Annotated in this window: 15 protein-coding genes; 8 read left to right on the top strand and 7 right to left on the bottom strand. The window is 72.3% G+C overall.

Annotated elements, in window-relative coordinates; all coding sequences use genetic code 11:
- Window positions 1-240: 240 nt before the first annotated feature.
- The gene (locus ACFT4A_RS14940) at window positions 241-1,782 is read left to right on the top strand and encodes an alpha/beta fold hydrolase (RefSeq protein WP_382829813.1); all 1,542 of its coding nucleotides are present in this window, start codon (window positions 241-243) and stop codon (window positions 1,780-1,782) included.
- Between the two features lie 171 nt (window positions 1,783-1,953).
- On the opposite strand, the gene ACFT4A_RS14935 is transcribed toward ACFT4A_RS14940, so the two are convergent.
- Window positions 1,954-2,703, bottom strand: a complete 750-nt coding sequence (locus ACFT4A_RS14935; RefSeq protein ID WP_382829810.1) for a response regulator — start codon at window positions 2,701-2,703, stop codon at window positions 1,954-1,956.
- Between the two features lie 250 nt (window positions 2,704-2,953).
- On the opposite strand from ACFT4A_RS14935, the gene ACFT4A_RS14930 reads away from it, so the two are divergent.
- From ACFT4A_RS14930 to ACFT4A_RS14920, 3 genes are read left to right on the top strand one after another with little or no spacing between them, the layout of a single operon-like run.
- Window positions 2,954-3,937 (top strand): Bug family tripartite tricarboxylate transporter substrate binding protein, encoded by a 984-nt coding sequence (locus ACFT4A_RS14930; RefSeq protein ID WP_382830263.1) that lies wholly within the window; start codon window positions 2,954-2,956, stop codon window positions 3,935-3,937.
- Entirely contained in the window at window positions 3,934-4,473 is a 540-nt protein-coding gene (locus ACFT4A_RS14925; protein WP_382829807.1) for a tripartite tricarboxylate transporter TctB family protein, read from the top strand. The genes ACFT4A_RS14930 and ACFT4A_RS14925 overlap by 4 nt, the downstream gene beginning before the upstream one ends.
- Window position 4,474: 1 nt before the next feature.
- Complete coding sequence (locus ACFT4A_RS14920) at window positions 4,475-5,968, top strand: tripartite tricarboxylate transporter permease (RefSeq protein WP_382488027.1); 1,494 nt, start codon at window positions 4,475-4,477, stop codon at window positions 5,966-5,968.
- Between the two features lie 54 nt (window positions 5,969-6,022).
- On the opposite strand, the gene ACFT4A_RS14915 is transcribed toward ACFT4A_RS14920, so the two are convergent.
- From ACFT4A_RS14915 to ACFT4A_RS14890, 6 genes are all read right to left on the bottom strand, one after another.
- Window positions 6,023-7,942, bottom strand: coding sequence for a DUF2264 domain-containing protein (locus ACFT4A_RS14915; protein ID WP_382829804.1), 1,920 nt, complete (start codon window positions 7,940-7,942; stop codon window positions 6,023-6,025).
- Between the two features lie 22 nt (window positions 7,943-7,964).
- Window positions 7,965-9,032, bottom strand: coding sequence for a LacI family DNA-binding transcriptional regulator (locus ACFT4A_RS14910; RefSeq protein ID WP_382829803.1), 1,068 nt, complete (start codon window positions 9,030-9,032; stop codon window positions 7,965-7,967).
- Between the two features lie 31 nt (window positions 9,033-9,063).
- Window positions 9,064-10,713, bottom strand: coding sequence for an extracellular solute-binding protein (locus tag ACFT4A_RS14905; RefSeq protein WP_382829800.1), 1,650 nt, complete (start codon window positions 10,711-10,713; stop codon window positions 9,064-9,066).
- 43 nt (window positions 10,714-10,756) lie between these two features.
- A complete protein-coding gene (locus tag ACFT4A_RS14900) occupies window positions 10,757-11,644 on the bottom strand; it encodes a carbohydrate ABC transporter permease (protein WP_382829797.1) in 888 nt (295 codons plus the stop codon).
- Window positions 11,641-12,495, bottom strand: a complete 855-nt coding sequence (locus tag ACFT4A_RS14895; RefSeq protein ID WP_382829794.1) for an ABC transporter permease — start codon at window positions 12,493-12,495, stop codon at window positions 11,641-11,643. Before ACFT4A_RS14895 ends, ACFT4A_RS14900 begins: the two co-directional genes overlap by 4 nt.
- Window positions 12,496-12,697: 202 nt before the next feature.
- The gene (locus tag ACFT4A_RS14890; protein ID WP_382829793.1) at window positions 12,698-12,859 is read right to left on the bottom strand and encodes a hypothetical protein; all 162 of its coding nucleotides are present in this window, start codon (window positions 12,857-12,859) and stop codon (window positions 12,698-12,700) included.
- 5 nt (window positions 12,860-12,864) lie between these two features.
- On the opposite strand from ACFT4A_RS14890, the gene ACFT4A_RS14885 reads away from it, so the two are divergent.
- The 4 genes from ACFT4A_RS14885 (at window position 12,865) to ACFT4A_RS14870 (ending at window position 18,187) form a co-directional block, all read left to right on the top strand.
- Complete coding sequence (locus tag ACFT4A_RS14885; RefSeq protein WP_382829791.1) at window positions 12,865-16,134, top strand: CHAT domain-containing protein; 3,270 nt, start codon at window positions 12,865-12,867, stop codon at window positions 16,132-16,134.
- A gap of 4 nt (window positions 16,135-16,138) precedes the next feature.
- Window positions 16,139-16,762 (top strand): DUF6338 family protein, encoded by a 624-nt coding sequence (locus tag ACFT4A_RS14880; protein WP_382829789.1) that lies wholly within the window; start codon window positions 16,139-16,141, stop codon window positions 16,760-16,762.
- Window positions 16,759-16,944, top strand: a complete 186-nt coding sequence (locus tag ACFT4A_RS14875) for a hypothetical protein (protein ID WP_382829786.1) — start codon at window positions 16,759-16,761, stop codon at window positions 16,942-16,944. Before ACFT4A_RS14880 ends, ACFT4A_RS14875 begins: the two co-directional genes overlap by 4 nt.
- A gap of 133 nt (window positions 16,945-17,077) precedes the next feature.
- Entirely contained in the window at window positions 17,078-18,187 is a 1,110-nt protein-coding gene (locus ACFT4A_RS14870; protein WP_382829784.1) for a GDSL-type esterase/lipase family protein, read from the top strand.
- The last annotated feature ends 14 nt before the right edge of the window (window positions 18,188-18,201 follow it).

The raw sequence follows: 18,201 nt of genomic DNA, 5'->3' as shown, positions 1-18,201 counted from the left end.
GCGACCTGCACAAGGTCTGCGCGAGCGTTCTCCCAGCTTGGGGCGGATATTCCGGTTGTTGTCGCCGCCATGGAAACGGCATTCCCCCGTCTGCTCCCGGGGGTTGGCCCCACCCTGAACGGGCTGCCAGCCGGAGTGATCGGACGGCGGCCCTTCCCTAGCGTTCTGTCGCACAGCAGCCCCTTCCGCATGTCCATGTCGGACGGCCGAGGGGAGTTTCGCCACAGAAGGGACACCCACGTGTTACCCCGTTCCCCGGCAGCCCCGGGACGAGCCGCCCTGGCGCTGACGGCCGCCGCCCTCGCCCTCACCGTGCTGCCCGCCACGGCCGAGGCGGCCCCCGGCTCCGACCCCCTCGCCCGCTACGAGCAGCAGCGCCTCACCTGGAAGAGCTGCGTGCTCGGCCCTCAGGACACGACCGGCAAGGAACTGGAGCAGGCGGGCGCCCGCTGCGCCGACGTCACGGTGCCGCTGGACTACTCGAACCCCGGCGGCCGCACGATCACCGTCGCGATATCCCGGATCCGCGCCACCGACACCGACCGCCGCGTCGGCCCGCTGCTGCTCAACGGCGGCGGCCCCGGAGGGCCGTCGCTCGGCGACCCGCCGTGGGTGCGCAAGGCGATGAAGGACGTCGCCGCACGGTACGACGTGGTGGGCGTCGACCCCCGCTTCATCGGCCGCAGCACACCGCTGGACTGCCGCTGGCCGACCGGCTCGGCCTGGCGCGGGGCGGGCGCGGACCGGGCCGGGTTCGACCGCATGACCGCGTTCTCCCAGCACCTCGCCGAGCGCTGCCGCACCAACGCGGGCGACGTCCTGCCCCACGCCACCACCCGCAACACCGCGCGCGACATGGACGTCGTCCGGGCCGCGCTGGGCGAGCGGCGGATCTCCTACCTGGGCTACTCGTACGGCAGCTACCTCGGCGAGGTGTACACCACGATGTTCCCCGGCCGCACCGACCGGGTCGTCCTGGACGGTGTGATCGACCCGGACCGCTACGGGCCGAGGCTGCTGCGGGGCGTCGAGCGGGCCAACCGGCACGCGCTGGAGGGGTGGGCGTCCTGGGCCGCCGCGCGCGAGGCGACCTACGGGCTGGGCGGGACACGGGGTGAGGTCCTGGCCGCCGTGGACCGCATCCGGAAGGCCTCGGCCCGTACACCGCTGCGGCTCGGCGGCCACCGGCTGGACGAGCATGTGATGCCCATGGTCGTCTTCAACGGCCTCTCCCAGCACAACGACGCCGCCTACGGTGACTTCGCGCAGGGGGTGAGGGACATGCTGCGGGCGTCCGAGGCGCAGCGGGTCACGCCGTCGCCCTGGCTCGCCGGGGTGCTCGACTTCGTGCTCACGGGCACCGACTCCCCCTACGGCAGCGCGCAGACGGCGATCCTGTGCGGCGACGGGGCCGCGCCCCGTGACCCGGAGGTCTACTGGCGCGACGTCCAGCGCGGCCGGGCACAGGACCCGCTGTTCGCGCCCGTCACGCACAACATCAACCCGTGCGCGTTCTGGGACCGGCCGCGCGAGCGCCCGACGACGATCCGCGACGACCTGCCCGCCCTCCTCGTCAACGCCACCGGGGACCCGCGCACCGACCAGGACGGCGCCAGGACCGTGCGCGGTATGTGGCCGTCCTCGCGTCTGGTGACGCTGAACGGTGCCGATCAGCACGCGGTGTACGGCGTCTACGGTGCGCCGTGCGTCGACGACACGGTCAACGCGTACCTCGCGACGGGGCGCCTGCCGGCGAAGGACGTCGACTGCGCGGCGAGGTAGCGGGACGCTCGCCGCTGCTCCGGCAGGCGACCAGGACAGCGCGCGTGACTCCGGGCCATGGGCCTCTCGGGCCGACGGAGCGACCCTACGGCTCGGCAGGGCGCTCGGAGTCGTCGCGCCCTGTGCTGACCCGGTGCCGCCGCTCTCCCTGCGCGGCCGCTCCCGACAGGCCTAGGCCCGCGCCTCGCCCCCGGGCCGGAGCACGGCGGGGCCGCGGAAGCGGTAGCGGCGTTCCGGGCGGCCCGCCACGCCGTAGCGCAGGGAGACCTCCACACGGCCGACGGTGTGGAAGTGCTCCAGGTAGCGGCGGGCGCTCACACGGGAGACGCCGGTCAGGGCGGCGCACTCGCTGGCGGACAGGGTGCCGTCCGTCTCGCGCAGGGCCCGTTCGACCAGCTCGGCGGTCTCCACGCTCATGCCCTTGGGCAGGGCGGCGACGGGCGTGGCTCCTCCGGCGGCTCCGGCCAGCACCCGGTCGACGTCGGCCTGGCTGCGCACGACCGTGCCGAGCAGCCGGCCGCGCCGGTCGGCGTAGCGCTCGAGCCGGGCGCGCAGTTCCTCGGACTCGAAGGGTTTGAGGAGGTAGTCGACGACCCCGTGCCGGACGGCGCCGCGGACCGTCTCGGCCTCCCGGGCGGCGCTGACGACCATGACGTCGCAGTCGTGGCCCGCGGAACGCAGCCGGGGGATGACGTCCAGGCCGAAGACGTCCGGCAGGTGCAGGTCGAGCAGCACGAGGTCGGGGCGGAGCGCGTCGGCGGCGGTGACGGCCTGTGCGCCGGTCCCGGCGACGCCGACGACGCGGAAGGAGTCGACGCGCTCGACGAAGGCGCGGTGGACCTTGGCCACCATGAAGTCGTCGTCGACCACGAGGACGTCGATCGTGCCGGTGGTGGCGGACGTGCGGGGCTCGCTGGTCATCGGGTCGCTCCTTCCGTGCCGGGGCCGCCCATCATGGCGTCCACCTGCGGTGAGGGAAAGAGATGTGCACGGGTGCGGTCCACGGGGCCGGGGGTGCGCACGGCTGTTCCGGCGACCGCAAAGACCAAAACCTCCGTTGGTTCCGCAAGAGAGACAGCTCGTCGGCGCCCGGGCAGCATGTGGCCCACATCACCCTCCCCCACAGGGCCCTTACCTACCCGCATCGACGTACCGACAGGTGGTGGCACTCGTGCGCCTGCGCACTCCCCTCGCCCTGCTCGGGGCCGCCGTGCTCGTGCTCGTCGGACCACCGCTGCTGACCACCGGCAGCGGTTCCGAGACCGGCACACAGATCCCGGGCCTGCGTTTCATGGTCCCCAACACGCCCGGCGGCGGCTACGACATCACGGCCCGTACGGCCGCGAAGAACGCCGAGGACGCCGGACTGACCCACAACATCGAGGTGTTCAACCTGCCCGGAGCCGGCGGCACCGTGGGCCTCAGCCGGCTGGTGAGCGAGCACGGCAACGGCAAGCTCGCCATGTCCATGGGCCTCGGGGTCGTGGGTGCCGTCCGTTCCAACGACGCGCCGAAGACCCTCGGCGACACCACGCCGATCGCCCGGCTCACCGAGGAGCAGGACGTCGTCGTGGTCGCCAAGGACTCCCCGTACAAGACGATCGACGATCTGATCGGCGCCTGGAAGGAGAACCCCGGCAAGCTCCCGGTGGGCGGCGGCTCCTCCCCCGGCGGGCCGGACCATCTCGCGCCGATGCTGATGGCGCGGGCCGGGGGGATCCCGCCGAAGCAGGTGAACTACATCCCCTTCGACGGCGGCGGCGAGCTGCTCGCCTCCATCCTCGGCAACAAGGTCGCCTTCGGTGTCTCCGGTGTCGGCGAGTACCTGGACCAGATCAAGGCGGGCGAGCTGCGACTCCTCGCGGTCACCGGCCCGAAGCGGGTCGACGGGCTCGACGCGCCGACGCTGCGGGAGGCCGGTTACGACGTCAACTTCACCAACTGGCGCGGCATCGTCGCCCCGCCCGGCCTCACCGACGGCGAGCGGGACAAGCTCGTGCGGCTCGTCGAGGAGCTGCACGGCTCCGACGAGTGGCGGAAGTCCATGAAGCAGAACGGCTGGGACGACGCCTTCCTCACCGGTGACAAGTTCGGCGCGTTCCTCGACGCCGAGGACAAGCGCGTGGTTTCGGTGCTGAAGGAGCTGGGACTGTGACGACGCGGACCGACATTCCCCCCGCCGAGACCGGCGGCGGACGGCGCTCGTGGCTGCGCGAGCACTCCGAACTCGGCGTGTGTGCGCTGCTGCTGGCCCTGGGCGTGCTCGTCCTGACCGACGCGCTCACCATGGACGTCGACATCGCCCAGCGCGGCCCCGTCGGCCCGAAGACCGTGCCGATCGTGGTCGGCGCCGGGCTGCTGGTGATCGCCGCACTGCTCGCCGTGGACGTCCTGCGCGGCGGCCGGGGGCAGGCCGAGACCGGCGAGGACGTCGACCTGTCCGAGCCCGCCGACTGGCGCACGGTGCTGCTGCTCGCCGGGGTGTTCCTCGGCGCGGCCGTCCTCATCGAGCCGCTCGGCTTCCCCGTCGCGGGCGCGCTGCTGTTCTGGGGCGCGGCGTTCGCGCTCGGCAGCCGCAGGATCGACCGCGATCCGCTCATCGCGGCCGGGCTGTCCCTCGTGACCTACACCGTGTTCAACAATCTGCTCGGAGTGCCCCTGCCCGGCGGTCCGCTGATGGGAGTGCTGTGACATGGATGCCTTCAACTCCCTTCTGGACGGCTTCGGTACGGCCCTCACGCCGATCAATCTCCTGTGGGCCGTCATCGGTGTGCTGCTCGGCACGGCGATCGGTGTGCTGCCGGGCATCGGCCCGGCGATGGCGGTCGCGCTGCTGCTGCCGGTGACGTACGGGCTCGACCCGATCGGCGCGTTCATCATGTTCGCCGGCATCTACTACGGCGCGATGTTCGGCGGTTCGACCACCTCCATCCTGCTCAACACGCCCGGTGAGAGCGCGGCGGTGGTGGCGGCCATGGAGGGCAACCCCATGGCCAAGTCCGGGCGCGGCGCCCAGGCCCTCGCGGCGGCCGCCGTCGGGCACTTCGCGGGCGGCCTGATCGGCACACTCCTGCTGGTGGCGCTCGCGCCGACGGTCGCGAAACTGGCCGTGGACATCGGCGCGCCGGACTACTTCGCCATCATGGTGCTGGCGTTCATCGCGGTGACCTCGGTGCTGGGCTCGTCCCGCATCCGCGGCCTCGCCTCCCTGCTCATCGGCCTCACCCTGGGCCTGGTGGGCCTGGACCAGATGACCGGCCAGCAGCGTCTGACGTTCGGCTCGCTGCAACTGGCCGACGGCATCGACGTGGTGATCGTCGCGGTCGGTCTCTTCGCGATCGGCGAGGCCCTGTGGGTCGCCGCCCATCTGCGGCGCCGTGCGCCGGAGCCGATCCCGGTGGGCCGGCCGTGGCTGGGGCGCGAGGATGTGAACCGCACCTGGAAGTCGTGGCTGCGCGGCCCGTTCATCGGCTTCCCGTTCGGCGCGATCCCGGCGGGCGGCGCCGAGATCCCCACCTTCCTGTCGTACGTGACGGAGAAGCGCCTGTCCAAGCACAAGGACGAGTGGGGCAAGGGCGCGATCGAGGGCGTCGCGGGACCGGAGTCAGCGGCGTCCGCCTCGGCGGCGGGCACCCTGGTGTCGATGCTGACCCTGGGCCTGCCGACCACGGCGGTCGCGGCGGTCATGCTGGCCGCTTTCCAGCAGTACGGCATCCAGCCCGGCCCGCTGCTCTTCGAGCGCGAACCCGACCTGGTGTGGGGTCTGATCGCCTCCCTGTTCGTCGGCATGGTGCTGCTCCTCGCCCTCAACCTGCCGCTGGCGCCGGTGTGGGCGAAGCTGCTGCGCATTCCGCGGCCGTACCTGTACGCCGGGATCATGTTCTTCGCGGCGGTCGGCGCGTACGCGGTCGGCGGCGAGGTGATCGACCTGGTGATCCTGCTGATCATCGGCCTGATCGGCTTCGGCATGCGCCGCTACGGCCTGCCGGTGCTGCCCGCCGTCATCGGCGTCATCCTCGGCCCGAACGCCGAGCAGCAACTCCGGCGTGCCCTGCAGATCAGCGACGGCAGCGTGACGGGCCTGGTCAACACACCGTTCGCGGTGACCGTGTACGCGGTGATCCTGGTCCTGCTGGCCTGGCCGCTGCTGAAGAAGGCGGTGACGCGGGGGCGGGTGGAGGCCTGACGCGCGGTGGCCGTGGGGGCGTGGCTCATCCGGGCCGCGCCCCCTCGGCCTGTCCTAGGACACCGCCTCCCGCGTGCCGTCGGGGAACCGGATCTCCACGGACCCGTCGGCGCCGGCCCGTATCCGGGCCCCTGTGACCGGTACGCGCGGATCGGCGCCGAGCACGACCAGCGTCACCAGAAGCCGCGTCCCGCCGGGGTGGGACGGCAGCGTCAACTGCGGCGTCGCCGAGTGGTGCCCGTACGCGTTGCTGCCCTCGGCCGCTACGACCGTCCCCGGGTCGTCGCTCCAGCCGTGCAGTGCGACCAGCACGCTGGTCAGGCCGTCCGCGCGCCGGGCCGATGCCCAGCCAGGGCCGGTCCGGGCGGCCGGCGGCCCGGTGTCGTCGGCCACGGCCCAGCCGCCCTCGCGCACGGGCGTGCCGGGGGGCGCGTCGACGCGGTGCACCCGGATCTCCCAGGGGCCGTGCACCACGCTGACCGTCTCGATGCGGTGCCCTTCGCCGCTGCCCGGGAGGAGGGCCCGGTGCCAGGAGGCGGCATGAGCGCCCTCGGTGCCGAGGGGGTGGATGCGGCCGCGCGGGGTCGGTGTGCCGTCGGGGGCGAGCAGGGCGATGTGGTTGTCGGGGCCCGTGTGCGGTGCCGGAGGGGTCTCGGGGGCCGTGGCGCTGGAGTAGGCGAAGCGGGCGTAGTGCGGGCTGTCCTGTGCCTGCGCGGGTGGGGGCGGCAGGCGGTCGCTGCCGTGGTTGACGAGCCGTACGATCCCGTCGGTCGCGGTGGAGTGCAGCAGCCAGCCCGGGGCGGGCAACGCGCGGCGTACGTCGGCCGATTCGACCGGGCCGGGTTCCTCGGTCGCGGTCCACACGGGGTGGTCGGCGGGCAGGAGCAGGCCGAGGAAGGCCTTGCTCGCCCAGTACGGGGAGGCCGGGCCCGAGTAGCGCTGGGTGACGGGGAGGAAGGGGCCGTACCAGCCGAGCGTGAGCAGCCCTCGCGCGTCGGGCACGCCCCGCTCGGCGAAGTGCCTCAGCGCCCCCGAGGCGAGGCGGCGGGTGCGGCCGGGCGGCAACGGAGTGGCGTCGGCGAGGACACCCGCCCACAGGGGCGCGGTCGTGGCGAATCGGTAGGTGAGCGAGCGGCCTTGATGGACGGGCGCCCCGTCGGCGCCGAAGAAGTGCTGGTGGTCGTGGAGGAACGACCGCAGGCGTGCCCGGTGGGCCGCCACCGCCGCCGGGTCGGCGCGCGGCCCGGCGATACGGGCCCAGAGCACCGGATACAGGTGCAGGGCCCAGGCGTTGTAGTAGTCGAACTTGCGGCCGTCGCCGTCGGTGTACCAGCCGTCGCCCCGGTACCAGTCCTCCAGGCGGGCCAGCCCGGCGTCGATCTCGCGGCGGCTGTGCGGTGCGCCGACGGACGCGAGGAACTCCTCGGTGATGACCTGGAACAACCGCCAGTTGGAGTCGTTGACGACCGCTCCGACGAAGCCGCCCAGCCAGTCCGCGATCCGCTGCCGTACCCGGTCGTCGAGCCGGTCCCAGATCCACGGGCGGCTCTCGTGCAGGGCGATCGCGAGGGACGCGGCCTCGACCATGGGCTGGCCCCGGTCGGCGATGGGCGGCCAGCGGTCGGGGCTGTGCGGGTCGGTGCCGGCGGCCAGCCCGGCCGCGTACCGGTCGATGAGTGCCGGCTGTTGTCCGCCCGATCCGGCGATACGGAAGGCGGCCAGCAGGAAGGAGCGGGCGAAGCCCTCGAGACCGTCCGACCAGGGCCCGGAGTGGCTGGGCGGCCCGGGGAGCCGGTACTGGGCCAGGCCCGGGGAGGCGTAGGGCGGCAGGGCGTCCAGGAGGCGGTCGGCGATCGCCTCCCAGTGGGCCCGGGTCCAGCCGGTGAGGGGCGAGGTCAGCGGGTCGGGGGGCGGCAGCTGCGGAAGGTGGGGGAAGTGCGTCGGGTCGGGGAGCGACACATGCGGCGCGCTCATACGGGTGCGGTTCCTCCGTTGGTCACAGGGCACGCCCGGGCGGGGGCGCGCCGACGCTGTCGCGGACGACGATGTGGGTGCCGAGCAGATGGTGGGCCCCGGCGGCGTGCTCCGGGTCGCGCAGCGCGATCCGCACGGCGGCGCGGCCGAGTTCCTCGGCGGGGGTGCGGACGGTGGTGAGCGGCGGGTTGAAGTCCTCGGCGAGCGGGATGTCGTTGTAGCCGACGACGGAGATGTCACCGGGGACGCTCAGCCCGCTCTCGGCGATCGCCCGCAGGGCACCGGCGGCGACCATGTCGTCCCCGGCGAAGACGGCGGTGAACTCCCTTGTCTGCTTGAGGAGTTCGGTCATGGCGCGGTGGCCTGCGGCGCGGCCGAGCCCGCAGTCGACGACATGTGCGGCCTCGGGCGGCAGCCCGTGCTCGGCGAGGGCCGCGCGGTAGCCGGAGACGCGGGCGTCGAGGGCGGTGTTGCCGGGCAGTCCGCCGAGGAAGACGATCCGGCGGTGCCCGGCCGAGAGCAGATGGGCGGTGACGGCGCGGGCCCCGGCCTCGTTGTCGAACTCGACGACGAGCGCGGGGATCTCCGGGTCGGGCGCGGGACGCCCGCAGAGCACGAGCCGGGCTCCGGAGGAGTCCAGGGCATGCGCGTAGTGGGCGACGCGCTCGCGGTAGGCGTCGTCCTCGACGACCCCGCCGACCAGGATCACCAGCCGGGCGCCCTCCTCCCGCATGAGCTGCACGAACTCCATCTCGCGCTGGGCGTCCCCGCCGGTGGCGCCGACCACGCAGAGCCAGCCGCGGTCGGCGGCCTCGGCCTCCACGCCCTCGGCGACCTGCGCGTAGAAGGGGCTGGTGACCTGGCGGACCACGACGGCGGCCATCTTGCGGCCGCCGCCGACCAGGGCGCGGGCGTGCGCGTTGGCCACGTAGTCGAGGTCGCGGGCCGCGCGCAGGACCCGGGCCCGGGTCGCGGCGGGCACCGGGTGGTTGCCGCTGAGCGCGCGGGAGGCGGTGGCCGTCGACACGCCCGCGCGCTCGGCGACCTCGCGGATCGTGACCCGCCCCTTGGACACCATGTCGTTCCCCATCCCCCGCGTCTCCTCTTCCGCCCACCGCTGTTCAGGCGTTGGCCGCGTAGTCCTTCGCGTATTCCTCGGCCATTCTGTCGCCGCCCCGGCTGCGCCACTTCTTCACCGTCGCGTCCCACTCGGAGAGCGGCAGCCGCCCGGCGATGATCCCGGTGGCGGTGTCGTCGAGGAGGGTCTGGAGGGTGGCGCCCTGGGCATTGTGCGTCGTGGACTGAAGCCCGAACGCGGCGTTGCGGACGGCGTGCGGTACGACCTTCCGCTGCCAGGTGTGCAGGGCGCGTACCGCGTCGGGCATGCCGGGCACGAACAGCACCTGGGGGCCTTCGGCGAGGTACTTCAGCGGCAGGTTGGTGTTGTTCTCCACCTCGCCGAGATCGGTGTACTCGGGCGAGCCGTCCTCGGCGCGGGTGAAGTGCACGCCCTCGACGCCGTAGTGGGTGAGTTCCCACTCCACGCTCCCGAAGGGTGCGGCGAGGTAGTCGAGGATGCGCAGCAGCAGTTCGACGCGCTCCTTCTTGGCCTGCTTCAGGACCGTGTAGCCGAAGGAGCGGCGGGCGGCGACGATGCCGCCGGGCTCGCCGCCGACGCTGTACGGGAGGGCGGCCGCCGGGCTCATCTTGCCCTGGGACTCACGGTACTTGGGCAGGTAGGCGCCGAACCCGTCCTGCATGGATCCGACGGTGCCGTTGTAGTAGAGGGTCGTCAGGTCGATCTGCGAGATGGACGTGGCGTCGGGGTGGTAGGAGCCGTTCCGGCGCAGCTGTGCCCGGAAGGCGATCGACGCCTTGTAGCGTTCGTCGGCCGCCGCCGGGAGGAAGGTGCCGTTCTCGGTGACGGCCCAGCTCTGGGGTGCGTTGTGGGCGGCGGAGTGGTAGCCGTTGCCGAACAGGGACTGGGCGGCGGCGCCCAGCATGTACGTCTTCCCGCGTGTGCCCCGCCGTGCCACGGCGGTGAAGTCCTCGGCCGTCCAGCCCTCCTTCATGCCCGCGTCGGCGAACATGTCCTGGTTGATCCACAGAGTGGAACCCGGCAGCGGGCGCTCCAGCGGGATGCCGTAGATCCGTCCGCCGATGCGGCCCATGTCGCGCCAGGCGTGGACGGGGATGTTGGCGAGGTTCGGGTAGTCGGCGACCGCGTCGCCGGACAGGTACGGGGTGAGGTCCTGGGCGCGCCGGCGCACGAACTGTGCCTCGCGGGGCAGGGTGAAGCCGGAGAACATGTTGATGATGTCGGGCAGGGCGTCGGCGTCGCCCGCCATGACCGTCGCCATCTTCTTCTGGTAGTCGGCCTGGGAGATGATCGTGTACTCGATCTTCACGCCGAGGGCCTTCTCGACGGCAGCCCAGAAGCGGTTCGCCGAGGCGGGCTTGGGCGGTGTGCCGAACGAGACGGTCATGACACGGACGGTGGAGCCGTCGCCCGGTGTGCGGGAGACCGACTTGGCCAGGTCGGAGGGGTAGGAGGTGTATCCCGCCTGGACGCCCTCCTGGGTGGGGGCGAGGTCCGGCTTCGGTCCGGTGGCGGGACGGTGGGCGGGCCAGGGGGCGAGCTTCTTCCCGGCGTTGGATACGTCGCCGTCGCCGGAGCCCGAGGAGCAGGCGGTCAGCAGACCGGGGACGGAGACGGCGGCACCACCGGCGGCCACGGAACGCAGCAGGGTGCGTCGGGACATGCTGGGCATGGGTGAATCACCTCGTGTCGGCTCGAGTCAGCTCTTGCTGGAGTCAGCTCTTGATGGCGCCGGTGAGCACGCCCTTGGTGAAGTACTTCTGCAGGAAGGGGTAGACCAGCAGGATCGGCACGGTGGCGATCACGAGCACCGCCATCTGCACGGTCTGCGGAGCGGTGACGGTCGCCTCGCCGGTCGTCGCGTCGGTGAGCCCGGCCCCGGCCACCACGTAGGTGCGCAGCACCTGCTGGAGCGGCCAGTGGTCGCTCTCCAGGTACAGCGAGGCGTAGAACCAGGAGTTCCAGTAGGCGACGGCGTAGAACAGGCCGACGACGGCGAGCGCGGCCTTGGACAGCGGCAGCACCACCGACACCAGCACCCGCCAGTCCCCCGCCCCGTCCAGCCGGGCCGCCTCGTACAGCTCCTCGGGGATCGACTGGAAGAAGCCGCGCAGCACGACCAGGTTGAACACGTTGACCAGGACGGGCAGCACGAGCGAGGCGTACGAGTCGAGCAGGCCGAGTTCCTTGACGAGCAGGAAGCTCGGGATCATGCCGGGCGGGAAGAGGAATGTGAACAGCACCAGCAGCAGCACGGGCCTGCCGCCGAAGACGCCCGGGCGGGACAGCGCGTAGGCCAGGGTCACCGTGCAGGCGAGGCTGAGCAGGGTGCCTACGATCGTCACGCCCGCGCTGACGCCGAGGGCGTGGGTGACGATGCCGCCGTCGAAGATGTCGCGGTAGGCGTCGAGCGTGGGCTCGCTGGGCCACAGCACCCAGCCGCCGTTGTCGACGACCTCCTGCGTGGAGGCCAGGGACGTCGACACGATCACCAGGAACGGCACGCACACCAGCAGCACGACCGTGGCCAGGGCGAGCGCCTTCGCGGTCTGGGTGAGCGGCCGGGGCTTCTCCATCCAGCCGGGCCGGGCGGACGCGCTCACCGGTAGACCCCCTGTTCGCCGAGGCGATGGGCGGCCTTGTTGGCCGCGTAGACGAGCAGGGCGCCGACGAGCCCCTTGAACAGGCCCGCGGCCGCCGCGAAGCCGTAGTCGCCGCCGACGATGCCCTGGTAGTAGACGAAGGTGTCGATGACCTCGGCGGTCTGCGGTCCGACCGCGTCGCGTTGCAGCAGCATCTGCTCGAAGCCGACGGAGAGGATGTCGCCGAGCCGCATGATGAGCAGCAGCACGACGACCGGGCGGATGGCGGGCAGGGTGACGTGCCAGAAGCGCCGCCAGGGTCCGGCGCCGTCGATGGCGGCCGCCTCGTACTGCTGCTCGTCGACCTGGGCGAGCGCGGCGAGGAAGATGATCGTGCCCCAGCCGGCGTCCTTCCAGATGACCTGGGCGACGACGAGCGGCCGGAAGGCGTCCGGGTTGCCGATGATGTCGACGGTGTGCAGACCGGCCCCGCCGAGGCCGCTGTTGAGCAGGCCGGTGTCCCCGAGCACCTGCTGGAACAGCGCGACGACGATCACCCACGAGATGAAGTGCGGCAGATACGCCACCGACTGCACGAACCGGCGCACCGAGCTCCAGGTGAGGGTGTGCAGCAGCAGGGCGAGACCGAGCGGCACCGGGAAGTAGAAGACCAGCTGGAGGACGGCGATCCAGAGGGTGTTGAGGACCGAGTCCCAGAACGCCGGGTCCTCGAACATGCGCTGGAAGTTGCCCAGCCCCACCCAGGGGCTGCCCAGGAGGCCGTCGAACGGCACGTACTCCTTGAACGCGATGACGTTGCCGGCGAGTGCGCCGTAGTGGAACAGCAGGAAGTAGGCGACACCGGGCAGCATGAGCAGGAACAGGACCCGGCTCTGAAAACCTTTACGTTCACGCCGCACTCCGTCGGAACCACGGCGGGAGGGACTCACCCCCTTCGCACCTGCTCGTTCCCGTAAGTCGGTTGCCACGGCTCCCCCTCACCTCGGCCTGTCCGGTGAAGGGAAGTTAAAACGCTTTCACGACGTGGTCAACAGTTCTGACAGAGCCGGGACTTCACGCCGAGAGCAGTCCCCGGCCGAACCAGCCGGAGAGGAGCGCACGCCGGGCAGGGCCCATGTCGAGGTCGCCGACGGCGTCGACGCCCCGGTCGTAGTTGTGGCCCCGGCGTTCGAACCTATAGTGGTGATGACCGAGTGTGATGACTCGACTACACAAGCTCCATGCGGGTGACGGGGGAACAAGTGCTGCCGCAAGACGGTCTGTTCGAGGCGGTCATGCGCCGCCGGGCACGTGACGGAGCGCCGGAACGCTGGCGAAAGGCCCTCGCCCGCTCCGCCGCCCCTCCCCTGCGGTTGCGGTGGGCCTGCCGGTCCCACCTGTTCGCCACGATCACACCGCCCGTCGCGGTGCCGCTGCTGCCGACGCTGCCCGCGCCCCTCTTCCCCCTTGCCATGATCTGCGCCGTACTGATCTCGCTGCGGATGGCGCTGAGCACCTGGGCCACCCGGGAGTTGCTCCGTCCGGCTCTCCTGCGGCGGCGACTGCGTCCGCTCGCCATCGTCCCCGCCGTCGCGGTCGCGGCCACCCCGGCAGGCGAGTGGCTCGCAGACCTCTGGTCCTCCGTTCCGGTGCTGACCGGTGTCGGCGGAGGCATGCTGCTGGCCGGCGCCGCCTTCATCGGGCTGCTGTTGTCAGCGGCGGCGGCACCCCATGTACGGTCCAGGAAGGGGCGGTTGCTGCTGCTGGCGCCGCGCGTCGTCCTCGGTCGGGGCAGCACGATGTTCCTGCTCGCCGGGGTGTTCCAGCCCCGCCGTGAGCTGCTGATCGCCACGGTCTTCGTCCTCGCCGTGGAAGTCCTCGCGGCCTGGGCCATGGTCCGGGCGGACCGCAGCGTCCTGTGGCGGCCGGCGTGGGCCCGCCTGCGCGGCGGCAGCGGTCCCGCGTACGACGCCACACTGGCGGCCTGGGCCTTCGACCGTGTGCTCGCACGGCCGATCGGGCCCGACTACCGGGCCGTCATCGCACTGGCGACATACGCCTGGCAGTCCTACCGCGGCGCGCTGACCGAGAAGACGCCGGACGCCCGGACCGGGTTCCTGCTGCGGGAGGGCGCCCAGGAGGCCCTCGAATGGTTGATCCTGGCCGACAACGCCCTGCTCGCCGTCGAGATGAACCCCGAAGCCGTACCGCACTGGGCCAGGCCCGCGATACTGCGCGAACACCTCACGGCCACCCTCGTCGTACAGGCCACCGCGGTCCTGACCTGGGGCAACCTCGACCAGCCCGAGGAGGCCCACGAGGAGGCGCGAGGTGCGGCGCAGGACTTCACTCTGCTCGGAAAGCCGGAGTGGGCGGCGCTGTACGGAGTGTGCGCCGCCGCCGTGAGCGCACGGCGCGGGGACAACCCCAATCGGGCGGCGGCCGAACTGCGCGACCTGCTGCGCGAACGCACGACGGCCGGACGGCACGGCGGGCCGGTTCAGCACAACGCGGTGCTGACGGCCGCCATGGTGGCCCACCACGTCACCATGCGGGAGGAGGCGCTCGAACTGCTCGCCTCCCTCCAGGGTCTGCCGGCGAACGCGGGGCTCGCCGACCTGGAGACCGACGGAATGACGCCCTGGGTCGCGGGCGCGCTGTGGGACGCCGCCATCTACGACGTGAACCGCTACTTCGTCGAGCGCGACCTCCGGGAGGCGCTGGGCGGGCCGTCGTACTTCCGGACCGCTCGGTCCACCACAGGGGTGGAGGTGACGCCCGGCACCGGCCGACGGCTGACCGAGGGCCTCTCCACGATGCGGACACCGCGGGGCGAGCGGCCGGCCGACGTGACGCGTCGGGCCCTCGTGGTGCTGGACAGGATCATCGAGCGCTACGGCCCGGACCAGCCCTGGACCCGAGTCGAACGGCAGCACATGGGCGCGGCGGAGAGCATGATCGCGCTCGGGGAATCCGTGCATGCCCTGGACCGGTTGCACGACCAGATCGACCGGGATCTGCGCTCGCTCGGCAAGACACCCGCCCCGCGCACCCCAGCCCCCTCGGAGCCGTCCGGTCTCGCCGCCAAACGTCTCTACGCCGGCGAGACCCTGCGCCTGTTGCTGTCCGACCCCGACGCGGACAGGGGGCTACGGAAAGCGTTCAGCCACCTCGAGGACGTACGGGCCATGAAACTCAGCTCCGACCTGGCCCTGGGGACCATGACCGACGGCGGGTCGAATTCGCAACCCCGGTCCCCCTACCAGCAACAGCACTGGGACAACCGTGCCCCCGCTCGCGCCGTGCTGACCCCCCAGGCCATCGCCCAAGCTCAGACAGGCAGCCTCGGGCACACGGAGCTGAACCGGAACCGCGGCGTGTCGGACTTCCGGCAAGTGAGTGAGCTGCTCGCCACGGTCGCCCCGGACACGCTCCTCATGGCGTACTGGCACGACGAGGACGAAACGCTCGTCTTCCTCCTGCGCGCCGACGACTCGGCGCCCCGACTCGTCACCCTCGCACACACCCCGGCGGACCATGCCGCGCTGCGCGACGCCCTCCGGGCCATCGAACCGGACCAACGGCACCTCGCCCCGACGCCCTGGGACGCGCCCTTCCGTCCGCTGGTGGAGGCGGCAGTCCGGCACAGCCGTCCCGGGGAGACGGTGTGGCTGGTGCCCGACGGGCTGCTCCACCACGTGCCCCTGCACGCCGTCGGCCTGCCGGACGGCGATGCCCTGAGCGACCGCAACCCGGTGTGCTTCTCGCCGAGCGCCTCCCTGATGCGACTCCGCCTGGGCGACGCCGAACCACCCACCGCCCCCGCCTCCGCGCTGCTCATCGCGGACCGCACCTCCGAAGACGCCCTGGCCTTCGCCTCCCTGGAGACCCAGGCCGTCACCGCGCACATCCCCGACGCCACCACTGTGTCCGGCAAGGAGGAACTGCTCGGGCAGTTGTCCGCCCGCCCGTTCGACGTGCTGCACCTGGCCTGCCACGGGGAGTTCCGGCACGGCAGGCCCGAGTCGTCCGCCGTCGTCCTGGGCCGGGACGAGAGGCTGACCGCCCACGACGTGGTGGCTCTGCGGCTGCGCGTCGGGCTGGTCACGATCGGCGCCTGCGAAAGCGGCTTGGGCTCCCTCGACCTGGCCGAGGAACGCTTCGGACTGGTGCGCGCCTTCCTCCAGGCGGGCGCGAGGTCCGTCCTGGCCACGCTCTGGCAGGTGGACGACCTGTCGGCGGCCATGCTGCTGGACGACTTCTACGCCCGTCTGAGCAGAGGCACTCCTCGGGCCGACGCGCTGCGGCAGGCCCAACTCGCCCTGCGCCGGACCCCCGCACGGGAGGTACGCCGGTACTGCCTGTCCCGGCGGCCCAGGGTCACGGTCCCGGCCGAGCGAGAGGAACTGGACCAGGTGCTCGCCGACCTCGACGGCCTGCCCCCGGACCGGCTCGTCTTCGACGACCCCTACCACTGGGCGCCCTTCCAGTTGTACGGCGACTGGAGGTGACCGCGTGCCCACGACCTTCGTCCAGCTCGCTGTCGTGATCGTCGCCGTACTGCCGGGCGTGACCTACCAGTTCACCCGGGAACACGCCCGCGGCCCGTCCGTGCGGCACGCCGACCTCGGCGAGCGGCTGCTGCGGGCCCTCGCCGCCTCCCTCGTCCTGGACATCGCGTACGTCCTGGTCTTCGGGAGGGTGCTCACCGACCGGCTGCCCCTGTCGGCGGCACGGTGGGAGAAGCTCTCCGCGTCCCCGCGTCCGGCCGCCGTGCTCGCGCTGCTGCTGCTCATCGTCGTCCCGGCCGCCGCGGCGTGCGCGGTGTCGCTGTGGCAGCGCCGGGGTCGCCCGGCTCGGTACGTCGCCGCACCCTCTGCCTGGGACCACGTCTTCGCCGGCCTGGGGCCGTGCTTCTTGCGCGCCCGCCTCAAGAGCGGTTCCTGGGTGGGCGGTTGGTACGGGGCAGGCTCCTACGCGTCCTCCCACCCCGCCTCCTCGTACGACCTGTTCCTGGAGTCGGCGTGGCGGCTCGCCCCGGACGGCAGGTTCCTGTCGAGGGTGGACCGGACCCAGGGTCTCTACGTCCGCCTCGACGACATCGAAGTACTGGAATTCGTCACCTCGGAGCAGCGATGAACGACGGCATCTTCCGGTCCCGGCCCCGCGGTTACCGGCCGCGCGAGGCGCAGGCCGAGCCCACCACGCCCCCGCCCGGCACGGCCGGTCCGAGCGCCCCCGGCACACCGCTCGAACCGGACGACGAGGCGACCACGACAGACCCGCCGGACCTCGACGACACATCGGGCGCGTCCTCTTAGGCAGCTCGCTTTCTCGGCATGCCGGGCCCGCCCCGAGCGGTCGGCCCGGTCCGCCCCACCTCTTGACGCGTCAATGACAACAATGGCTTGATGTCATGGGAGCGCTCCCACCTCACCCAGGGAAGGGACCACCATGCACAGAACCGCCCGCTCGTCCCCGCACTTACGGATCGTCACGGTTCTCGGCCTCCTGGCCACCCTGCTCCTCCCCCTCGGCCTGACCGTCACACCCCGCGCGACGGCCGCCCCGGCCGCGGACCCCGTCCGTGTCATGCCGCTCGGCGACTCGATCACCGGCTCGCCGGGCTGCTGGCGGGCGGTGTTGTGGAACCGGCTCGTGAACAGCGGCTACAAGGACATCGACTTCGTCGGCACCCTCCCCACGCAGGGGTGCGGACAGGCGCACGACGGCGACAACGAAGGTCATGGCGGCGAGTTGGTGACGAACGTCGCCGACCAGAACCTGCTGCCGGGAAGGCTGGCCGCCACCCGTCCGGACATCGTTGTCATGCACTTCGGCACGAACGACGTGTGGAGCAGCATCGCCCCCGACCGCATCCTCGCCGCCTACACCAAGCTCGTGACGCAGATGCGGGCCTCCGATCCGGACATGCGGATCCTCGTCGCGCAGCTCATCCCGATGAACCCGAGCAGCTGCGCGGCCTGCGCACAGCGTGTCGTCGACTTCAACGCGGCGATTCCCGCCTGGGCCCGGGCGACCAGCACCGACCGCTCCCCGGTCACCGTGGTCGACCAGTGGACGGGGTTCAGCACGTCCGCCGACACCTATGACGGTGTGCACCCCAACGCCTCCGGCGACGACAAGATCGCCGCCCGCTGGTACCCGGCCCTGGCGGCCGTCCTCGACGGGGGCGTCCCGCAGGACCCGGGCGATCCCGGTGACCCCGGCGAGGAACCCGGGGCCTGCACCGCGCGCTTCCGGGCCGTCTCCTCCTGGCAGGGCGGCTATCAGGGCGAGGTGACGGTGACGAACGCGTCCGCCTCCGCCGCCTCGGGCTGGACCGCGACCGTCGTACCGGCGGGCGGCGCGCGTCTCACCCAGGTCTGGAACGGCACCCACACGACGGCCGCCGACGGCACGGCCACCGTCACGAACGCGGCGTGGAACGGCGCGCTGGCCCCCGGCGCGAGCGCCACGTTCGGCTTCATCGCCACCACCCCGGCAACGGCCGGGACCCCGGCGGCGACCGTCACGTGCACGGCGAAGACCCCGGCCGCCTGACACCCGGCGCGGGC

This window comes from Streptomyces sp. NPDC057099 (assembly GCF_042671245.1).
Classification (GTDB): domain Bacteria; phylum Actinomycetota; class Actinomycetes; order Streptomycetales; family Streptomycetaceae; genus Streptomyces; species Streptomyces purpurascens.
This window is presented reverse-complemented; position numbering and strand designations above follow the sequence as displayed.